Source organism: Enterobacter sp. MGH120 (assembly GCF_001037725.1).
Classification (GTDB): Bacteria; Pseudomonadota; Gammaproteobacteria; order Enterobacterales; family Enterobacteriaceae; genus Enterobacter; species Enterobacter hormaechei_C.
Genome location: NZ_KQ089940.1, coordinates 953,453 through 972,942 on the forward strand (window position 1 = coordinate 953,453; position 19,490 = coordinate 972,942).

General features: G+C 55.3%; 22 protein-coding genes. 10 read left to right on the top strand and 12 right to left on the bottom strand.

Going from position 1 to position 19,490, the window contains the following annotated elements; translation table 11 throughout:
- Positions 1-52: 52 nt before the first annotated feature.
- On the bottom strand, positions 53-1,564 hold the full coding sequence (gene pepA / locus SK54_RS04490) for a leucyl aminopeptidase (RefSeq protein WP_003861882.1): 1,512 nt from the start codon (positions 1,562-1,564) through the stop codon (positions 53-55).
- 265 nt (positions 1,565-1,829) lie between these two features.
- Between pepA and lptF the strand changes: the two genes are divergently transcribed.
- From lptF to mtgA, 5 genes are all read left to right on the top strand, one after another.
- Positions 1,830-2,930, top strand: a complete 1,101-nt coding sequence (gene lptF, locus SK54_RS04495) for an LPS export ABC transporter permease LptF (RefSeq protein WP_003861881.1) — start codon at positions 1,830-1,832, stop codon at positions 2,928-2,930.
- Positions 2,930-4,012, top strand: coding sequence for an LPS export ABC transporter permease LptG (gene lptG, locus SK54_RS04500; protein ID WP_001147540.1), 1,083 nt, complete (start codon positions 2,930-2,932; stop codon positions 4,010-4,012). The genes lptF and lptG overlap by 1 nt, the downstream gene beginning before the upstream one ends.
- A 137-nt stretch (positions 4,013-4,149) precedes the next feature.
- Complete coding sequence (gene arcB / locus SK54_RS04505; RefSeq protein ID WP_017382727.1) at positions 4,150-6,483, top strand: aerobic respiration two-component sensor histidine kinase ArcB; 2,334 nt, start codon at positions 4,150-4,152, stop codon at positions 6,481-6,483.
- Between the two features lie 232 nt (positions 6,484-6,715).
- Positions 6,716-7,369, top strand: a complete 654-nt coding sequence (gene elbB, locus SK54_RS04510; protein ID WP_015571987.1) for an isoprenoid biosynthesis glyoxalase ElbB — start codon at positions 6,716-6,718, stop codon at positions 7,367-7,369.
- Positions 7,366-8,091: a monofunctional biosynthetic peptidoglycan transglycosylase gene (mtgA, locus tag SK54_RS04515; protein ID WP_015571986.1), complete on the top strand. Its 726-nt coding sequence runs from the start codon at positions 7,366-7,368 to the stop codon at positions 8,089-8,091. The genes elbB and mtgA overlap by 4 nt, the downstream gene beginning before the upstream one ends.
- Positions 8,092-8,130: 39 nt before the next feature.
- Here the strand turns inward: mtgA and npr are convergent, their stop codons facing one another.
- The 11 genes from npr to SK54_RS04570 form a co-directional block, all read right to left on the bottom strand.
- A complete protein-coding gene (gene npr, locus SK54_RS04520) occupies positions 8,131-8,403 on the bottom strand; it encodes a PTS phosphocarrier protein NPr (RefSeq protein WP_003861872.1) in 273 nt (90 codons plus the stop codon).
- Complete coding sequence (gene rapZ / locus SK54_RS04525; protein ID WP_003861870.1) at positions 8,400-9,254, bottom strand: RNase adapter RapZ; 855 nt, start codon at positions 9,252-9,254, stop codon at positions 8,400-8,402. Before rapZ ends, npr begins: the two co-directional genes overlap by 4 nt.
- Positions 9,255-9,299: 45 nt before the next feature.
- The gene (gene ptsN, locus SK54_RS04530; RefSeq protein WP_003861869.1) at positions 9,300-9,791 is read right to left on the bottom strand and encodes a PTS IIA-like nitrogen regulatory protein PtsN; all 492 of its coding nucleotides are present in this window, start codon (positions 9,789-9,791) and stop codon (positions 9,300-9,302) included.
- Between the two features lie 82 nt (positions 9,792-9,873).
- Positions 9,874-10,161, bottom strand: coding sequence for a ribosome hibernation promoting factor (gene hpf, locus SK54_RS04535; RefSeq protein ID WP_003861866.1), 288 nt, complete (start codon positions 10,159-10,161; stop codon positions 9,874-9,876).
- A gap of 22 nt (positions 10,162-10,183) precedes the next feature.
- Positions 10,184-11,617, bottom strand: a complete 1,434-nt coding sequence (gene rpoN / locus SK54_RS04540; RefSeq protein ID WP_003861864.1) for an RNA polymerase factor sigma-54 — start codon at positions 11,615-11,617, stop codon at positions 10,184-10,186.
- 47 nt (positions 11,618-11,664) lie between these two features.
- Entirely contained in the window at positions 11,665-12,390 is a 726-nt protein-coding gene (lptB, locus tag SK54_RS04545; RefSeq protein ID WP_003861862.1) for an LPS export ABC transporter ATP-binding protein, read from the bottom strand.
- A gap of 6 nt (positions 12,391-12,396) precedes the next feature.
- A complete protein-coding gene (lptA, locus tag SK54_RS04550) occupies positions 12,397-12,951 on the bottom strand; it encodes a lipopolysaccharide ABC transporter substrate-binding protein LptA (RefSeq protein ID WP_015571984.1) in 555 nt (184 codons plus the stop codon).
- Positions 12,920-13,495 (bottom strand): LPS export ABC transporter periplasmic protein LptC, encoded by a 576-nt coding sequence (lptC, locus tag SK54_RS04555; protein ID WP_015571983.1) that lies wholly within the window; start codon positions 13,493-13,495, stop codon positions 12,920-12,922. Before lptC ends, lptA begins: the two co-directional genes overlap by 32 nt.
- On the bottom strand, positions 13,492-14,058 hold the full coding sequence (gene kdsC / locus SK54_RS04560) for a 3-deoxy-manno-octulosonate-8-phosphatase KdsC (RefSeq protein ID WP_047051238.1): 567 nt from the start codon (positions 14,056-14,058) through the stop codon (positions 13,492-13,494). The genes lptC and kdsC overlap by 4 nt, the downstream gene beginning before the upstream one ends.
- A 14-nt stretch (positions 14,059-14,072) precedes the next feature.
- The gene (kdsD, locus tag SK54_RS04565; protein WP_003861853.1) at positions 14,073-15,059 is read right to left on the bottom strand and encodes an arabinose-5-phosphate isomerase KdsD; all 987 of its coding nucleotides are present in this window, start codon (positions 15,057-15,059) and stop codon (positions 14,073-14,075) included.
- Positions 15,060-15,072: 13 nt separating this feature from the next.
- On the bottom strand, positions 15,073-16,050 hold the full coding sequence (locus SK54_RS04570) for a calcium/sodium antiporter (protein ID WP_047051237.1): 978 nt from the start codon (positions 16,048-16,050) through the stop codon (positions 15,073-15,075).
- A 227-nt stretch (positions 16,051-16,277) separates the two neighbouring features.
- On the opposite strand from SK54_RS04570, the gene mlaF reads away from it, so the two are divergent.
- The 5 genes from mlaF to mlaB are packed head-to-tail and all read left to right on the top strand — an operon-like array spanning position 16,278 to position 19,380.
- Positions 16,278-17,090 carry a phospholipid ABC transporter ATP-binding protein MlaF gene (gene mlaF, locus SK54_RS04575; protein WP_006812132.1) on the top strand — a complete coding sequence of 271 codons (813 nt, stop codon included), beginning with the start codon at positions 16,278-16,280 and terminating at the stop codon, positions 17,088-17,090.
- A gap of 7 nt (positions 17,091-17,097) precedes the next feature.
- On the top strand, positions 17,098-17,880 hold the full coding sequence (gene mlaE / locus SK54_RS04580) for a lipid asymmetry maintenance ABC transporter permease subunit MlaE (RefSeq protein ID WP_003861848.1): 783 nt from the start codon (positions 17,098-17,100) through the stop codon (positions 17,878-17,880).
- Between the two features lie 4 nt (positions 17,881-17,884).
- Entirely contained in the window at positions 17,885-18,433 is a 549-nt protein-coding gene (mlaD, locus tag SK54_RS04585) for an outer membrane lipid asymmetry maintenance protein MlaD (RefSeq protein ID WP_006812131.1), read from the top strand.
- Positions 18,434-18,451: 18 nt separating this feature from the next.
- A complete protein-coding gene (gene mlaC / locus SK54_RS04590) occupies positions 18,452-19,087 on the top strand; it encodes a phospholipid-binding protein MlaC (protein WP_006812130.1) in 636 nt (211 codons plus the stop codon).
- Positions 19,087-19,380: a lipid asymmetry maintenance protein MlaB gene (gene mlaB / locus SK54_RS04595; RefSeq protein ID WP_003861843.1), complete on the top strand. Its 294-nt coding sequence runs from the start codon at positions 19,087-19,089 to the stop codon at positions 19,378-19,380. The genes mlaC and mlaB overlap by 1 nt, the downstream gene beginning before the upstream one ends.
- Positions 19,381-19,490 lie beyond the last annotated feature (110 nt).

Genomic DNA, 19,490 nt, shown 5'->3' on the forward strand with positions numbered 1-19,490 from the left:
GTTGAGTGGCGTGTAGGCCGGGTAAGGCGTAGCCGCCACCCGGCGTTTTACATCACTCGTCGCCGTTAAAACCCGCACGATTGAGCAGGAACTGCGACAGCAGCGCCACCGGACGTCCGGTCGCGCCTTTGGCTTTACCGGAGCGCCATGCGGTCCCCGCGATGTCCAGGTGCGCCCAGTTGTACTTGCGGGTGAAACGCGCCAGGAAGCAGCCTGCGGTGATTGCTCCGCCAGGACGACCGCCGATGTTCGCCATGTCTGCGAAATTAGACTCCAGCTGTTCCTGGAACTCGTCCCCCAGCGGCAGACGCCACGCGCGGTCGCCGGCCTGTTCGGACGCGCCGATCAGCTCATGCGCCAGCGGGTTGTGGTTCGACATCAGGCCGGTGATGTGATGGCCCAGCGCGATCACGCAGGCGCCGGTCAGGGTAGCCACGTCGATAACCGCTTCAGGTTCGAAACGCTCAACGTAGGTCAGCACGTCACACAGCACCAGACGGCCTTCGGCGTCGGTGTTCAGCACCTCAACGGTCTGGCCGGACATGGTGGTCAGCACATCACCCGGACGATAAGCGCGGCCGCCAGGCATGTTTTCGCAGCCCGCCAGCACGCCGATCACGTTGATGGGCAACTGAAGTTCCGCGACCATGCGCATGACGCCGTAAACCGCCGCCGCGCCGCACATGTCGTATTTCATCTCATCCATGCCTTCTGAAGGCTTGATGGAAATACCGCCGGAGTCGAAGGTCAGCCCTTTACCGACGAGCACGATGGGTCGCGCATCTTCTGACGGATTGCCCTTGTACTCAATGACCGACATCAGGGATTCGTTCTGGGAACCGTTACCGACCGCCAGATAAGAGTGCATCCCCAGCTCTTTCATCTGCTGTTCGCCGATAACGCGGGTGATGACGTTCTTGCTGTAGGCGTCAGCCAGCTGGCGCGCCTGAGACGCCAGGTACGCGGCGTTACAGATGTTTGGCGGCATATTGCCAAGATCTTTTGCCGCTTTAATACCGGCGGCAATGGCCAGACCGTGCTGAATAGCGCGCTCGCCGCTGGTCAGCTCGCGACGGGTTGGCACGTTAAAGACCATTTTACGCAGCGGGCGACGCGGCTCGCTTTTGGTGGTCTTCAGCTGATCAAAGCTGTAGAGGCTCTCTTTTGCGGTTTCGACGGCCTGACGCACTTTCCAGTACGTGTTGCGGCCCTTAACGTGGAGCTCCGTCAGGAAGCAGACGGCTTCCATCGAACCAGTATCATTCAGTGTATTAATGGTTTTCTGAATAACCTGCTTGTACTGGCGCTCATCAAGCTCACGTTCTTTACCACAGCCAATCAGCAGAATACGCTCGGACAGGACGTTCGGAACATGGTGCAGCAACAAGGTCTGCCCTGGTTTGCCTTCCAGTTCGCCACGGCGCAGCAGGGCGCTGATATAACCGTCGCTGATTTTATCGAGTTGCTCGGCGATCGGGGAGAGTCGGCGTGGTTCAAAGACGCCCACAACGATGCAGGCACTCCGCTGTTTCTCCGGGCTACCGCTTTTTACACTGAACTCCATGCACTACGCTCCTGAATCTTAAAGACAACGGCGGCGGCTACGGATAGAATTGAAACCTTTCGTAACTCATGTCCGCCGTTGTGGTGACTTCGTGTTAATCTTACGTTACTACGGTTTCGACACGTCAATAAATGTCATGAAGCGCGAATCCGCCGGGTTTTTTAATCTTAGCGATGATTTCGACGACTCAAGAGAATAAATGACGTTTAAGCCATGAAACAAGCTAAATTCCTGCATAAGACGAGTTTTAACGGGCGTATTTAAAGTGATAATCATAAGATATCTGGTTCGGGAGACGCTGAAGAGCCAACTGGCGATCCTCTTTATCCTCCTTCTGATCTTTTTCTGTCAGAAGCTGGTCAGGATCCTCGGCGCGGCGGTTGATGGCGAAATCCCAACGAATCTGGTGCTTTCCCTGCTCGGGCTTGGCGTGCCGGAAATGGCGCAGCTTATCCTGCCGTTAAGCCTGTTCCTTGGTCTGCTGATGACCCTGGGTAAGCTCTATACCGAAAGTGAAATCACCGTGATGCATGCCTGCGGCCTCAGTAAAGCCGTACTGGTAAAAGCAGCCATGGTGCTGGCGCTGTTTACGGGCATTGTTGCCGCGGTTAACGTCATGTGGGCGGGGCCGACCTCCTCTCGTCATCAGGATGAGGTGCTGGCGGAAGCAAAAGCTAACCCGGGGCTGGCGGCGCTGGCGCAGGGGCAGTTCCAGCAGGCGACCGACGGTAACTCCGTGCTGTTTATCGAAAGCGTCGATGGCAACCGCTTCAATGACGTGTTTCTTGCTCAACTGCGCCCGAAAGGTAACGCCCGGCCTTCTGTGGTGGTGGCGGACTCCGGTCAGCTGTCTCAGCGTAAAGACGGCTCTCAGGTTGTCACGCTGAACAAAGGAACGCGTTTCGAAGGCACGGCTATGCTGCGCGACTTCCGTATTACCGATTTTCAGAACTACCAGGCCATCATTGGCCATCAGGCCGTCGCGCTCGATCCCACGGATACTGAGCAGATGGATATGCGCACCTTAATGAATACCGATACCGATCGTGCGCGTGCTGAACTGCACTGGCGTATCACGCTGGTCTTCACCGTATTTATGATGGCGCTGATGGTGGTTCCGCTGAGCGTGGTAAACCCGCGCCAGGGCCGCGTGCTGTCGATGCTGCCAGCGATGCTGCTGTATCTGGTGTTCTTCCTGCTGCAAACCTCAATCAAGTCTAACGGCGGGAAAGGAAAAATTGACCCGATGATCTGGACCTGGGTCGTGAATGGTTTGTATCTGCTGCTGGCAGTCGGACTCAACTTGTGGGACACGGTGCCTGTGCGTCGTCTTCGTGCCCGGTTTACGCGTAAAGGAGCCATCTAATGCAGGCGTTTGGCGTACTTGACCGCTATATCGGTAAAACGATTTTCACCACCATCATGATGACCCTGTTCATGCTGGTGTCGCTCTCGGGCATTATCAAATTTGTCGACCAGCTGAAAAAAGCCGGGCAGGGGAGTTACGACGCGTTGGGCGCCGGGATGTATACCCTGCTCAGCGTACCAAAAGATGTGCAGATCTTCTTCCCGATGGCGGCCCTGTTGGGGGCGCTGCTGGGCCTGGGGATGCTGGCTCAGCGTAGCGAGCTGGTGGTGATGCAGGCATCGGGTTTTACCCGTATGCAGGTTGCGCTGTCGGTGATGAAAACCGCGATCCCGCTGGTGCTGTTGACCATGGCGATTGGCGAATGGGTCGCGCCACAGGGCGAACAGATGGCGCGTAACTACCGTGCTCAGGCTATGTACGGCGGTTCACTGCTCTCCACGCAGCAGGGATTATGGGCGAAAGATGGTCAGAACTTTGTCTATATCGAACGCGTGAAAGGGGACGATGAACTGGGCGGCGTGAGTATCTATGCCTTCAATAACGATCGTCGTTTACAGTCGGTGCGTTATGCCGCCTCCGCTAAATTTGATGCGAACAACAAGCTGTGGCGGTTATCCCAGGTTGATGAATCTGACCTGACGAACCCGAAACAGATCACCGGTTCGCAGACCGTTAGCGGTACCTGGAAAACCAACCTGACGCCGGACAAGCTTGGGGTGGTTGCGCTCGATCCCGATGCGCTCTCCATCAGCGGTCTGCATAATTACGTGAAGTATCTGAAATCGAGCGGACAGGATGCGGGGCGTTACCAGCTCAACATGTGGAGCAAAATCTTCCAGCCGCTGTCCGTGGCCGTGATGATGCTGATGGCGCTATCGTTCATCTTTGGACCGCTGCGTAGCGTGCCGATGGGGGTTCGCGTGGTAACCGGTATCAGCTTTGGTTTTGTGTTCTACGTCCTCGATCAGATTTTCGGTCCGCTGACGCTGGTGTATGGCATTCCGCCAATTATCGGAGCACTGTTGCCGAGCGCCAGTTTCTTCCTGATCAGCCTCTGGATGCTGCTAAAACGCTCCTGATAAACCTTCTTCCTCGCTCCCGGTTGCCCGGGGGCGAGGCTAATCTCCTGTTTCACTCCGCACTTTTTCTCACAACCTTCAACGCCTCGCCGTGAATTTGAGTATTATTGAGCGATAAAGTCGTGAAGGGATCCTCTATGAAGCAAATTCGAATGCTGGCCCAGTACTACGTCGACCTGATGATGAAGCTCGGGCTGGTGCGTTTTTCCATGCTGCTGGCGCTGGCGCTGGTCGTTCTGGCCATCGTCGTGCAAATGGCCGTGACCATGGTTCTGCATGGTCAGGTCGAGAGCATCGACGTGATCCGCTCTATTTTCTTTGGCCTGCTGATTACCCCATGGGCGGTCTATTTTCTCTCCGTGGTGGTTGAGCAACTGGAAGAGTCCCGACAGCGTTTATCGAAACTGGTGGATAAGCTGGAAGAGATGCGCGAGCGCGATCTCAAACTCAACGTCCAGCTCAAGGACAACATTGCCCAGCTGAATCAGGAAATTTCAGACCGTGAGAAGGCGGAAGCCGAGCGTCAGACCACGCTTGAGCAGCTAAAAGTTGAGATGAAAGAGCGTGAAGTGACGCAGATCCAGCTTGAACAGCAATCCTCTTTCCTGCGCTCGTTCCTCGATGCGTCGCCGGATCTGGTGTTCTACCGTAATGAAGATAAAGAGTTCTCCGGCTGTAACCGGGCCATGGAACTGTTGACCGGGAAAAGCGAAAAGCAGCTGATCCACCTGAAACCTCAGGATGTCTATTCCGAAGAGGCGGCAGCAAAAGTGATGGAGACGGATGAAAAGGTCTTCCGCCATAACGTTTCGCTGACCTATGAGCAGTGGCTGGACTATCCTGACGGGCGCAAAGCCTGCTTTGAGATCCGCAAAGTGCCTTATTACGACCGGGTGGGGAAACGTCATGGTCTGATGGGCTTTGGCCGCGATATCACCGAGCGTAAGCGCTATCAGGATGCGCTGGAGCGCGCCAGCCGGGATAAAACCACCTTCATCTCCACCATCAGCCATGAACTGCGCACCCCGCTGAATGGCATTGTGGGGCTGAGCCGCATTCTGCTGGATACCGAGCTGACCAGCGAGCAGGAAAAATACCTGAAAACGATCCACGTCTCGGCGGTCACGCTGGGCAATATCTTCAATGATATTATCGACATGGATAAGATGGAACGCCGTAAAGTTCAGCTCGACAACCAGCCGGTTGATTTTACCGGTTTCCTCGCGGACCTGGAAAACCTGTCAGGTTTACAGGCTCAGCAAAAAGGGTTGAGCTTTGTGATGGAGCCAACGCTGCCGTTGCCGCATAAAGTGGTGACGGACGGCACACGTCTGCGGCAGATCCTGTGGAACCTCATCAGCAACGCCGTGAAGTTTACCCAGAAGGGGCAGGTTGCGGTGCGCATTCGCTATGACGAAGGCGACATGCTGCACTTTGAAGTTGAGGACTCGGGTATCGGCATTCCTCAAGAGGAACAGGATAAGATCTTCGCCATGTATTATCAGGTTAAAGACAGCCACGGCGGTAAACCGGCGACCGGTACGGGCATTGGACTGGCGGTGTCGAAACGTCTGGCGAAAAGTATGGGCGGGGATATCACCGTTGCCAGCCAGCCGGGTAAAGGCTCCACCTTTACGCTTACCGTCCACGCGCCTGCCGTGGCGGAAGAGGTGGAAGATACGTTTGAGAACGACGATATGCCGCTGCCAGCCCTGCACGTTCTGCTGGTGGAAGATATTGAGCTGAACGTCATTGTCGCTCGGTCGGTACTGGAAAAACTCGGTAACAGCGTGGATGTGGCGATGACCGGGAAAGCCGCGCTGGAGATGTTCACGCCGGGCGAGTATGACCTGGTGCTGCTCGATATTCAGCTACCGGACATGACCGGGCTGGATATCTCCCGCGAGCTGACGCGCAAATATGCTCCTGACGAGCTGCCGCCGCTGGTGGCGTTGACCGCAAACGTGTTGAAAGATAAAAAAGAGTATCTCGAGGCCGGTATGGACGATGTGCTCAGCAAGCCGCTGGCGGTACCCGCCCTGACGGCGATGATCAAGAAGTTCTGGGATACCTGTGATGAAGAGGAGAGCACCATGACGTCTGTTGATAGCGCTAAAGCCCAAACGATACTGGATACCGCCATGCTGGAGCAGTATATCGATCTGGTGGGACCAAAACTGATCACCGATGGCCTCGCCGTGTTCGAAAAAATGATGCCGGGCTATCTGAACGTGCTCGAATCCAACCTGACGGCGCGTGACCAGAAGGGCATCGTCGAAGAGGGGCATAAAATCAAAGGCGCGGCAGGATCTGTCGGGTTACGCCATCTCCAGCAGCTGGGCCAACAGATTCAGTCTCCTGATTTACCTGCCTGGGAAGATAACGTAGGTGATTGGGTCGAAGAGATGAAACAAGAGTGGCAAAACGATGTGGCAGTGCTGAAAGCCTGGGTGGATGCCAGAAAAAAATGACCCCGGCTATACCGGGGTGCGCGAATACTGCGCCAACACCAGGGAAATCGTGGCTGCGCCTGATTTTTATGGGTTGTTTTCGCATGGACGCCGCCTGAAAATTGAGGCCGCACGCAGATAAGATAGCAAATCTTAAACAGTTTGTTACATGAATCAGTGAAATGTGTGAAGCATAGCGTTTTAATCAGAATTTTTAATGTGCTTCAGCGAGTTGCATAGAAGGATCGTCAGAATGAAAAAGATTGGTGTCGTGCTGAGCGGATGTGGTGTTTACGATGGTTCAGAGATACATGAAACCGTATTAACGCTGCTGGCATTATCGCGCCAGGGGGCAGACGTTATCTGCTTCGCCCCGGATAAAACCCAGGCAGACGTGATTAATCATCTCACCGGCGAGCCAATGGCGGAAAGCCGTAACGTGCTGATTGAAGCGGCGCGTATTGTGCGCGGCGATATTCACCCGCTGGCACAGGCCGATGCCGCTGAGCTTGATGCGCTCATCGTGCCGGGCGGTTTTGGCGCGGCGAAAAACCTGAGCACGTTTGCAACGGAAGGCACGGCGTGTCATGTCGATCCCGATTTGAAAGCGCTATCGCTGGCGATGCATGCGGCAGGTAAGCCGCAGGGCTTTATCTGCATTGCGCCGGCCATGCTGCCGAAAATTTTTGATTTCCCGCTGCGGCTCACGATCGGAACCGACATTGATACCGCTGAGATTGTCGAGGATATGGGCGGTGAACACGTGCCATGTCCGGTAGACGACATTGTGGTGGACGAGGACAACAAGATCATCACCACGCCAGCGTATATGCTGGCGCAGAACATCGCCGAGGCTGCCGCAGGCATTGAAAAGCTGGTGGACAGAGTGCTGGTCCTGACCGAATGAGTCGTAAATTCTCCCCCGGCGGGTGGTTAAAACGGATCCTGCTGCGTATTGTGCTGGTCCTGGCTGTGTTCTGGGGCGGCGGTATTGCGCTGTTCAGCATCCTGCCCGTCCCGTTCTCGGCCGTGATGGCAGAGCGGCAGATTAGCGCCTGGCTCTCTGGGGATTTTGGCTATGTTGCCCATTCTGACTGGGTCAGCATGGATGCCATCTCCCCGTGGATGGGGCTGGCGGTCATTGCGGCAGAAGATCAGAAATTCCCGGAGCACTGGGGTTTTGACGTGGCGGCTATCGAGAAGGCGCTGGATCATAATGAACGTCATGAAAACCGCGTCCGCGGCGCGTCAACGCTTTCTCAGCAGACGGTAAAAAACCTGTTCTTATGGGACGGTCGCAGCTGGGTGAGAAAAGGGCTGGAGGCCGGGCTGACGCTGGGGGTCGAGACGGTGTGGAGCAAAAAACGCATTTTAACCGTCTACCTGAATATCGCGGAATTTGGTGACGGCGTATTTGGTGTCGAAGCGGCATCGCAGCGCTATTTTGGCAAGCCCGCCAGCAGGCTGACTATGTCCGAAGCGGCACTGCTTGCCGCCGTGCTGCCGAACCCGCTGCGTTTTAAGGCCAGCGCCCCGTCAGGCTACGTGCGAAGCCGCCAGGCGTGGATTATGCGCCAGATGCGTCAGCTGGGTGGGGAAGGGTTTATGGAGCGAAATAATCTTAGGTAGGGCGGGTAAGCGCAGCGCTACCCGCCGACATGGCGAACGTTAGTCTTCGTCAAACCCGGCGTTGAACAGGGCAATCACTGCCGCCAGCGCTTCTTCTTCCTGCGGGCCGGTGGCTTCAACTTCAATCTGACGGCCTTTGGCAGAATCCAGCATCAGTAGCGCAATCACGCTGTTGGCTTCTGCCTCGGTTCCCTCGTCGTTGCGCAGCAGCACCTCAGCATCAAAACCCTGCATCAGTTCAAACAGCTTCATCGCCGGGCGCGCATGCATGCCCAGCTTGTTGGTGATTTCGACGGTCTGTTTTACGGTCATGTTTTGCGTTTTTCCAGCGTGCGATGGCGGGACTGAACGTTCTTCCCGCGTGAGCGGAAGTAATCGGCCAGCTGTTCGGCAATGTAGACCGAACGATGTTTACCGCCGGTACAGCCAATCGCCACCGTCAGGTAGCTGCGATTGTTTGTTTCCAGCATAGGTAACCATAGCTCAAGGTAGCTTCGCGTCTGGTAGATAAAATTGTGTACTTCTGTGTGTCTGTCGAGGAACGCCGCCACCGGCTTATCCAGACCGGTCATCGGACGCAGTTTCGGATCCCAGTGTGGGTTCGGCAGGAAACGCACATCAAAAACGTAATCCGCATCGATAGGTATGCCGTGCTTAAAGCCGAAGGATTCAAACACCATCGTCAGTTCGCGCTCGCGCTTGCCGAGTAAGCGCGTACGCAGCATTTCCGCCAGCTCGTGGACGGACATTTCGGAGGTGTCGACAATCAGGTCGGCCCGGGAACGCAGCGGCTCAAGCAGATCGCTCTCTTTATCGATGGCGCTTTCCAGCGAAAGATTTTTACTGGAGAGCGGATGCAAACGACGTGTATCGCTGTAGCGACGGATCAGCGTGTTGCGGTCAGCGTCCAGGAACAAGAGCTGAGGCGAGAAGCATTCCGGCAGGCTGTTCATTGCCTGCTCGAAGATTTCCGGCGATTCCGGCATGTTACGCACGTCGATACTGACGGCGGCAGAGATTTGCCTGTCCGCCAGCGTCCGCGCCAGATCGGGTAACAACACTACCGGCAGGTTATCTACACAGTAAAATCCCATGTCTTCCAGCGCGCGCAGGGCCACGGACTTCCCGGACCCCGAACGACCGCTGACGATCATCAGCACCATGTTCCGTTTCTCCTCAGGGCAGCCGTTCTGAAGGCCCTTTCCCGATTATGCCTCATCCTGATTGCCTTCTGCTTCAGTGATAATTTGATAAAGCTCTTCATCACTTTGGGCTGAGCGCAGTCGACGACAAATGGTTTTATCCGCCAGACGTTTGGCAACCAGCGACAGCGTGTGCAGGTGGGTTTTGGTCTGATCGGCAGGAACCAGCAGCGCGAAAAGCAGATCCACAGGCTGGTTATCGATGGCGTCAAAAGCGATAGGCGTTTCCAGTTGCACAAACACCCCCACGGCACGCAGCGTATCTTCTTCCAGCTTGCCATGCGGGATCGCAATGCCATTGCCGATGCCGGTACTGCCCATTTTTTCACGGGTCAGAATGGCTTCAAACACGATCTGCGGCGGCAGACCCAGCTGTTTTGCGGCCAGCTCACTGATGATTTCCAGCGCACGTTTTTTGCTCTGGCAGTGAACGCCACTGCGGGTACAATCCTGGTTAAGGACATTGCTCAGTTGAAGAGCGGAATCGTTGTTTATCATAATTTCACCTAAGCGCTAACTGTACAAATGGCCTGTTGTGTTTCACAACAGGCCGTCCTGCACCCGTTAACTGCCCGGACAATTAGTGTTGTTTCAGTTTATCTTTATGTTTATTGAGCTGTCTCGCAAGCTTATCAATCAAGCCGTCGATAGCCGCGTACATGTCTTGCCCTTCCGCACTGGCATGGAGTTCCCCTCCGTTGACGTGCAGGGTCGCATCCGAGATATGCGTCACTTTCTCCACTTTCAACACAACATAGACCTGGTTGATCCTCTCGAAATACTGCTCGAGTTTCGCAAACTTAGTGTTTACAAAATCGCGTAAAGCCTCAGTAATCTCGACGTTATGTCCGGTGATATTGAGCTGCATAGTGTCTTCCTTATCGGTTGTGTCAAACCAGTTGTTTACGCTGGTTAGACGGCGGAATGGATAAAGACTCTCGATACTTCGCGACAGTACGACGTGCCACCATAATACCCTGATCGGACAGCATGGTGGTTAACTTACTGTCACTGAGTGGCTTCGCGGGGTTCTCCGCGGCGATCAACTTCTTCACCAGTGCGCGAATGGCCGTTGACGAGGCTTCGCCGCCGCCTTCGGTGTTCACGTGGCTGGAGAAGAAATACTTAAGCTCAAAAATACCGCGTGGGCTGTGCAGATACTTCTGCGTGGTCACGCGGGAAATGGTTGATTCATGCATCTCGACGGCCTGGGCGATGTCCGCCAGCACCATCGGTTTCATAAACTCTTCGCCCTGTTCAAAGAACGCCTGCTGCTGTTCGACAATACAGCGGCTGACGCGCAGCAGCGTATCATTACGACTCTCCAGACTCTTGATCAACCAGCGTGCTTCCTGAAGGTTGCTGCGAATGTATTGATTATCAGCGTCGTTACGTGCGCTGGTGCACATGGAGGCGTATTGCTGGTTGATTTGCAGGCGAGGAATGCTGTCGGCGTTCAGTTCAACGACCCACCGGCCATTGTGTTTTCTCACCAGCACATCAGGAATGACATATTCCGGTTCGCTGGTCTGGATCGACTGCCCCGGACGCGGATCGAGGGACTGGATCAGATTCACCGCTTCCTTCAGCACCTCTTCTTTCAGGCGCGTGACGCGCATCAGGGTGCGGAAGTCGTGATTCGCCAGCAGATCCAGATGATCGCTGATGATGAGCCGGGCTTCGTCAATCCACGGTGTCTCTTTGGCAAACTGCGAAAGCTGGATCAGAAGGCAGTCGCGCAGATCTTTCGCGGCGACGCCAATCGGGTCGAAACGCTGAACGCGTTTCAGGACGGCTTCGATCTCTTCCAGTTCAATCTCGTCATCGCCGATGCTTTCCAGAATCTCGTCCAGCGTCACGGTCAAATAGCCCGTGTCGTCAACGGCATCGACAATCGAGGTGGCAATGGCGCGATCGGTATCCGAGAAAGGGGTCAGCTCTACCTGCCACATCAGGTAGTCCTGAAGCGACTGAGTGGTTTCGCCCTGGTAGACCGGGAGTTCATCGTCCTGGTAGTCTGCACGTGTCCCGGAAGGGGTACCCGCGGTGTAGATTTCATCCCAGCTGGCATCCAGCGGCAGTTCGTCCGGCATCTCTTTCTGTTCGAGCGCATCTACGGAGTCGAGCGTTTCTGTGTCCTGCGTCTGCTGGGCGTCTACCTCGTCATGAAGATCGGTTTGCTCCAGCAGCGGATTGCTGTCCAGCGCCTGCTGGAGTTCCTGCTGGAGTTCTAACGTGGACAGCTGCAACAGACGGATTGCCTGCTGTAGCTGCGGCGTCATGGCCAGTTGCTGGCTGAGCCGTAATTGCAAACCTTGCTTCATGTTCAGAGCGTTTTTCTCCGGTTCGGCGTGACTTAACCTCTACCCTATCAGAGTCTGAAGTCTTCCCCAAGGTACACGCGCTTAACATGCTCATCTTCGAGGATTTGCTGCGGCGTACCGTGGGCAATCAGATGGCCCTGGCTCACTATGTAGGCGCGCTCACACACGGCCAGCGTTTCACGAACGTTGTGGTCCGTGATCAGTACGCCAAGCCCGCTATCGCGCAGGTGCTCAATAATACGTTTGATATCGATAACGGAGATGGGGTCAACGCCCGCAAACGGTTCATCCAGCAGGATGAATTTTGGGTTTGCTGCCAGCGCGCGCGCAATCTCAACGCGGCGGCGTTCACCACCGGACAGCGCCTGACCGAGGCTGTCACGCAGATGTTCGATATGAAACTCTTCCATCAGCTCGTTCGCACGGTCAGTGCGCTGCTCGCTGGTCAGATCGTCACGGATCTGGAGCACGGCCATCAGGTTGTCGAACACGCTTAAGCGGCGGAAGATGGAGGCTTCCTGCGGCAGATAGCCGATGCCACGACGCGCGCGGGCATGCAGCGGCAGCAGGCTGATATCTTCATCATCGATGATGATGTTGCCGGCGTCACGCGGGACGATGCCCACCACCATGTAGAAGGTCGTGGTTTTACCCGCCCCGTTAGGGCCAAGCAAACCCACGATTTCGCCGGAGTTGACGGTCAGACTGACATCTTCGACGACGCGGCGGCCCTTATACGCTTTCGCGAGGTTTTTTGCAGTTAAAGTTGCCATAACGAATTAGTTACTCTTTTTCTTTGCCGGAGCCTGACCGTTGTTCTTGTCCTGCAACTGCGAAGGCACAAGCACGGTCGTGACGCGTTTGCCTTTTTCGCTGGAGGCCTGCATTTTCTGCTCTTTCACCAGATAGGTGATCTTGTCGCCTTTGATATTGCTGTCCAGCTGTTCCAGGTAAGCATTACCGGTCAGGATGACCAGATCCTTCGCCAGTTCATAGTGCATATGCGAGGCATGGCCTTTCACCGGCTTGCCGTTGTCCTGCATCTGGTAGAAGGTAGCCGGGTTGCCATAACCATCGATAATCTCTTTGCCCTGCTCGCCGCCCGGACGGGTAACGACCACTTTGTCGGCGTTGATTTTGATGGTGCCCTGGGTCATGACGACGTTGCCGGTAAAGGTGACGACATTACCCTGCATATCCAGAGACTGGGTATCGGATTCAATATGAATCGGCTGTTCGGTGTCGCCAGTCACAGCAAGCGCGGGAAGACTGGCCGCCAGCAGCGCGCTGGCGATAACAACTTTAAGGCTGAGTTTGTTTGTTTTGAATTTCATAGGAGGTTCTAACCTTTTCAATCAGCTCGGCGTTTTTGCTGCGTAAGTTCCCGCGCATTCTTAAACCGCTGGAATTAAATGTTGTGCCATACAGGGTGACGAGATCCTGCGACGTGACATCCTGGGTGACCAGGTTGATCTGGGCGTTATCCGTCGTAATTTTTCGCAGTTGCGCGTCAGCGGTCAGGGCGTTGACTTCAACGTGACCATACAGGTAAAGCATACGGTCATTTGTCAGTTTTGCCCGGTCAGACTTGATAGACCACGTCGGCACTTTGTCCGTATCAAAGGTGGTCATGACCGGTTGGGTAAACCACGAGGTACCGTCATCTGAAAAATATTCTACATGCTGAGCAACGAGGCGATAGTTCAGCGCGCCTTCCGGGCTATAGACCACGGTGTCGCTGTGATCGCTTTTATAAGTCGGGTCGCTCGTGTTAACCACTTCCGCTTGCGTATCATCGCGGTCAGCGAGGTTGACGCCAATCAGTACCAGGGCGACAAGCGCAAGCAGAATGATAACCCAACGTCTGGTTTTACTCATATCGATTGCCCTTTCGCCTCATCAAGCTTGCCCTGCGCCAGCAGAAGCAGATCGCAAACTTCACGGACGGCGCCGCGGCCACCGTGAATATGGGTAACGTAATCAGCACGCGGGATCAGCAGCGGGTGCGCGTCAGCCACCGCGATGCTCAGACCCACCTCCGCCATCACTGGCCAGTCGATCAAATCATCCCCGACGTATGCCACATTCTCTGGTGCAATGGCCAGTTTTCCCAGCAGATCCCGGAAGGCTACCATCTTATCAGACTGCCCCTGATAGAGATGGGTAATGCCCAGCGTTTCACACCGATCTTCTACCAGTTTAGCTTTCCGCCCGGTGATGATAGCAACTTCAATACCGGACGTGAGCGCACAGCGGATACCGTAACCGTCGCGAACGTTAAAGGCTTTCAGCTCTTCGCCGTTATTGCCCATATAAATCAGACCGTCGGAGAGCACACCATCCACATCGAGGATCAGCAGGCGGATATTTTCCGCCTTTGCCATCATCTGGGCGCTCACCGGGCCATAACAGGTTGCAAGGGATGCACCCGCATTACTCATTGTTTTATCCTTCATTACACTACGCCAGCGCGCAGCAGATCATGCATATGTACCACACCCAGCAGTTGGTCGCCATCGGCAACCATCACTGAGGTAATATGACGGGACTGCATCAGGTTCAGCACATCGACCGCCAGCGTGCCCGGACGGACGCGGATCCCGCCTGGCGTCATCACATCAGCGATGCCCAGCGTTCGGACATCCACACCCATATCGAATACCCGGCGCAGGTCGCCGTCGGTGAAAATGCCCTGAATCTTCATCAGATCGTCGCAGATAACCGTCATGCCCAGGTTTTTACGGGTGATCTCCAGTAACGCGTCGCGCAAAGAGGCCTCTTTGCTGACGTGCGGGATCTCATCCCCGGTGTGCATAATATCGTTAACCCGCAGCAGCAGTTTGCGCCCGAGCGCGCCGCCGGGGTGAGACAGGGCGAAATCTTCAGGCGTAAAACCGCGGGCTTCCAGCAGCGCAACGGCAAGGGCATCGCCCATCACCAGCGCGGCGGTTGTGCTGGAGGTCGGCGCCAGCCCCAGCGGACAGGCTTCTTTAGGCACCTTCACGCACAGGTGAATATCCGCCGCACGCGCCATACTGCTTTCCGGGCGGCTGGTCATGCAAATCAGCGGTACGTGCAGACGCTTCAGCACCGGGATCAACGCCAGGATTTCATTCGATTCCCCGGAGTTGGACAGCGCGATAACCACGTCCTGCGGCGTAACCATGCCGAGGTCACCGTGCGCGGCTTCACCGGGATGAACGAAGAATGACGACGTGCCGGTACTGGCAAAGGTCGCCGCCATTTTGCGTCCGATATGGCCGGATTTGCCCATCCCCATCACCACGACTTTGCCGGCACAGTAGAACATCTTCTCACAGGCCAGACTAAAATCCTGATTAATGTACTGATCTAACTGCGCCAGACCTTCACGTTCAATCTCCAGAACGTCTTTGCCTGCTTTCTGAAAGTCAAAACCCGGCTGCAATTCTATTTGCGACATAATGCGTTTCCGTTTACCCAGAGAGAAGAGGCGAAAGCCAGTACAGCATCGCCAGCCATACGATAAATCCACCCGTCAGCAGCGCGCCTGCGCCTTTGCCGATCTGCTCTTTTCGCCGCCAGCAGAGCAGGGCGAAAATCACGCTGACCAGCAGCATTACACCGTAATCGCGCGTGAAAACCATAGGGTTAAACGGCCCCGGCGAGATTAACGCCGGCAGCCCCGTCACGATTGCGATATTGAAAATATTCGAGCCAATGATATTGCCGATGGCGATATCATCTTCCCCTTTACGCGCCCCGGCGATGGCGGTAGCCAACTCTGGCAGGCTGGTGCCGATGGCGATTACCGTCAGACCGATTGTCAGTTCGCTCATCGCAAACGCGTTCGCCAGCACCGTCGCGTTATCGACCACCATCCGCGTGGCCATTGGCATGATGATCAGCGCGACGCCCAGCCACAGCAGGGCGACGGGTAAGGTCCCTTCCCGGGGCAGCTCGGCGAGATGCTCACGCGTGAGGCTATCGTTGCCCTGTTTTTCCGCCAGACGTGCGATCTTCACGCTGTAAAGCAACCAGATCACGGCCAGGGCGAGCAGGAATATACCGTCATCGACGCTCAGCACCCCGTCATAAAGTACGTAGCCTGCCAGCAGACTGACGACTAACATTAACGGCAATTCCCGGCGCAAAACATCAGAATGCACGCGAAATGGATGCAATAATGCGGCTAAGCCTAAAATCAGTAAGATATTGACGATGTTAGAGCCAATCGCGGTGCCGATAGCGAGGTCGACCTGCCCATGCAGCGAGGCTGAAACAGAAACGATGATTTCAGGAAGCGATGTGCCTACACTGACCACCGTCATGCCGATAATGATGGGCGGCATGCCAATGAGTCGACAGAGAATGGATGCGGCAAAGACCAAACGGTCAGCACTGTAGACCACCAACAGTAAACCAATTATTAACAGTGCTGTTGCTAAAAGCATCAAAAGTCCTTTCTTCAGGTATACTCGCTGGTCCACTGCGCACGAATGTTGGCGCCAGATGAAGTCTGAGACGTAACGAATTCCTAATTTTGACTTTATGCGCCGGAAAAGTAAAACAAATGCCAGCTTTCGCTAACCCCAATAGTGAATATTCTGTAAAAATGCGGGGTTTAGGGCTGATTTACGCTTCATGCCAGCCGTGAAGCAAGGTAAGTAAGGAACCATAAATGAGCCAAACGATGGCGAATATAGTCGATGTCCGGGGCGTCAGTTTTTCTCGCGGCAACCGGTTAATATTTGATGATATTTCGCTGACCGTGCCGCGCGGTAAAATCACCGCCATCATGGGGCCGTCAGGGATCGGTAAAACCACGTTGCTGCGCCTTATCGGCGGGCAAATCCCCCCTGACAGCGGCGAAATTCTCTTCGACGGCGAAAATGTCCCGGAGATGTCTCGCTCGCGCCTCTACACGGTTCGCAAACGTATGAGCATGCTCTTTCAGTCGGGCGCGCTGTTCACGGATATGAACGTTTTTGACAACGTGGCCTATCCGTTGCGTGAGCACACCCATCTTCCTCCTGAGCTGTTGCACAGCACGGTGATGATGAAGCTTGAAGCCGTGGGGCTGCGGGGGGCTGCGAAACTCATGCCGTCCGAACTCTCGGGTGGGATGGCGCGTCGCGCCGCGCTGGCGCGTGCTATTGCCCTGGAACCCGATTTAATCATGTTCGATGAACCGTTCGTCGGGCAGGACCCTATCACCATGGGCGTGCTGGTGAAGTTAATTTCGGAGCTGAACAGCGCCCTTGGCGTCACCTGCGTGGTGGTTTCCCACGACGTGCCGGAAGTGCTGAGTATCGCTGATTACGCCTATATTGTGGCTGACAAGAAGATCGTCGCCCACGGCAGCGCGCAGGCGTTGCAGGAGAATGGCGATCCGCGCGTGCGGCAGTTCCTGGACGGTATCGCAGATGGGCCGGTGCCTTTCCGCTATCCGGCGGGCGACTATCATGACGATTTACTGGGAATAGGGAGTTAAGCCACTCATGCTGTTAAATGCGTTGGCGGGTCTTGGACACCGTGGCCTAAAAACCATCAGTACGTTCGGGCGTGCCGGATTAATGTTGTTCAACGCGCTGGTCGGCAAACCGGAGTTCCGCAAGCATGCGCCGTTACTGGTGCGGCAGCTTTATAACGTCGGCGTGCTGTCGATGCTTATCATCATCGTGTCGGGTCTGTTTATTGGCATGGTGCTGGGGTTGCAGGGGTATCTGGTGCTGACAACCTACAGCGCGGAAACCAGCCTTGGCATGCTGGTGGCGCTCTCGCTGCTGCGTGAACTCGGGCCGGTGGTTGCCGCGCTGCTGTTCGCCGGGCGTGCCGGGTCAGCGTTGACGGCGGAAATTGGCCTGATGCGCGCCACCGAGCAGCTCTCCAGTATGGAGATGATGGCAGTCGATCCGCTGCGCCGGGTAATCTCGCCGCGCTTCTGGGCCGGGGTTATCTCCTTGCCGTTACTGACTATCCTCTTTGTGGCGGTAGGTATCTGGGGAGGCGCGCTGGTTGGCGTTAACTGGAAAGGCATTGATGCCGGATTCTTCTGGTCTGCCATGCAGGACGCCATCGATCTGCGGATGGATCTGGTGAACTGTCTGATCAAGAGCGTGGTTTTCGCTGTGACGGTTACCTGGATTGCGTTGTTTAATGGTTACGATGCCATTCCGACGTCGGCGGGCATTAGCCGTGCAACGACGCGTACTGTCGTACATTCGTCGCTGGCCGTTTTAGGTCTGGATTTTGTGCTCACCGCACTGATGTTTGGGAATTGAGTTCATGCAAACGAGAAAAAATGAAATTTGGGTTGGCGTGTTTCTGCTTCTGGCGCTGCTGGCCGCGCTGTTCATCTGCCTGCGAGCGGCGGACATCACCTCTGTTCGCGCCGAGCCGACGTATCGTGTCTACGCGACTTTCGATAACATCGGCGGCCTGAAAGCGCGCTCACCGGTGCGTATTGGTGGCGTCGTTATCGGACGTGTCGCTGACATTACGCTTGATGAGAAAACCTATCTGCCGCGCGTCGCGATGGATATCGAAGAGCGCTATAACCACATTCCGGACACCAGCTCGCTTTCTATCCGCACCTCTGGCCTGCTGGGGGAGCAATATCTGGCCCTTAACGTTGGTTTTGAAGATCCTGAGCTGGGAACGACTATCCTTAAAGACGGTAGCGTAATCCAGGATACCAAGTCAGCGATGGTGCTGGAAGATATGATTGGTCAGTTCCTTTACAACAGTAAAGGGGATGATAAAAAGTCTGACGATGCCCCTGCGCAGAGTGAAGACCACACCAACGTCGAACCGACGCCAGGCGCGACGAATTAATTTCAGGAGAAGTCATTCATGTTTAAACGACTGTTAATGGTTGCCATGCTGGTCATTGCCCCTCTTACCGCGGCGCACGCTGCGGATCAGAGTAACCCGTACAAACTGATGGATGAGGCCGCGAAGAAAACCTTCGACCGTCTTAAAAACGAACAGCCAAAAATCCGTTCTAACCCTGATTATCTGCGTGATGTGGTGGATCAGGAACTGCTGCCGTATGTGCAGATCAAGTATGCGGGCGCACTGGTGCTGGGCCGTTACTACAAAGATGCGACCCCTGCACAGCGCGAGGCTTACTTTGCGGCGTTCCGTGAATACCTGAAACAGGCTTACGGCCAGGCGCTGGCGATGTACCACGGGCAGACCTATCAGATTGCCCCTGAACAGCCGCTGGGCGATGCCACTATCATTCCTATTCGCGTGACGATTATCGATCCAAACGGTCGTCCACCGGTTCGTCTGGACTTCCAGTGGCGTAAAAACAGCCAGACCGGAAACTGGCAGGCGTACGACATGATCGCTGAAGGCGTCAGCATGATCACCACTAAACAGAACGAGTGGAGCGATCTGCTGCGCACTAAAGGCATCGATGGCCTGACGGCTCAGCTTCAGTCCATTTCTCGTCAGAAAATTACCCTGGACGAGAAGAAGTAATGTCACAGCAGCTTAGCTGGGCGCGTGACGGCGAGACGTTGACGCTGACGGGAGAGCTGGATCAGGATCTGCTTAACCCGCTGTGGGACGCTCGCCATAACGCGATGCAGGGCGTGACGCTGATTGATCTCCATGGCGTTACGCGGGTAGATACCGCCGGTATCGCCCTGCTGGCGCACCTGGTGGCCACGGGCAAAAAGCAGGGGAGCAGCGTTACCCTGACGGGGGTAAGCGATAACGTGATTACCCTTGCACAGCTTTACAATTTGCCCGAAGACGTATTACCTCGCTAATTTTTTCAGTACGTTACTTCTGAAAGCCCCGACAGTTTACGCGTCGGGGCTTTTTGCTTGTTTAAGACCGCGCCACTTTGCTCTAAGATGTTGAGCTTGTTTTCACTATC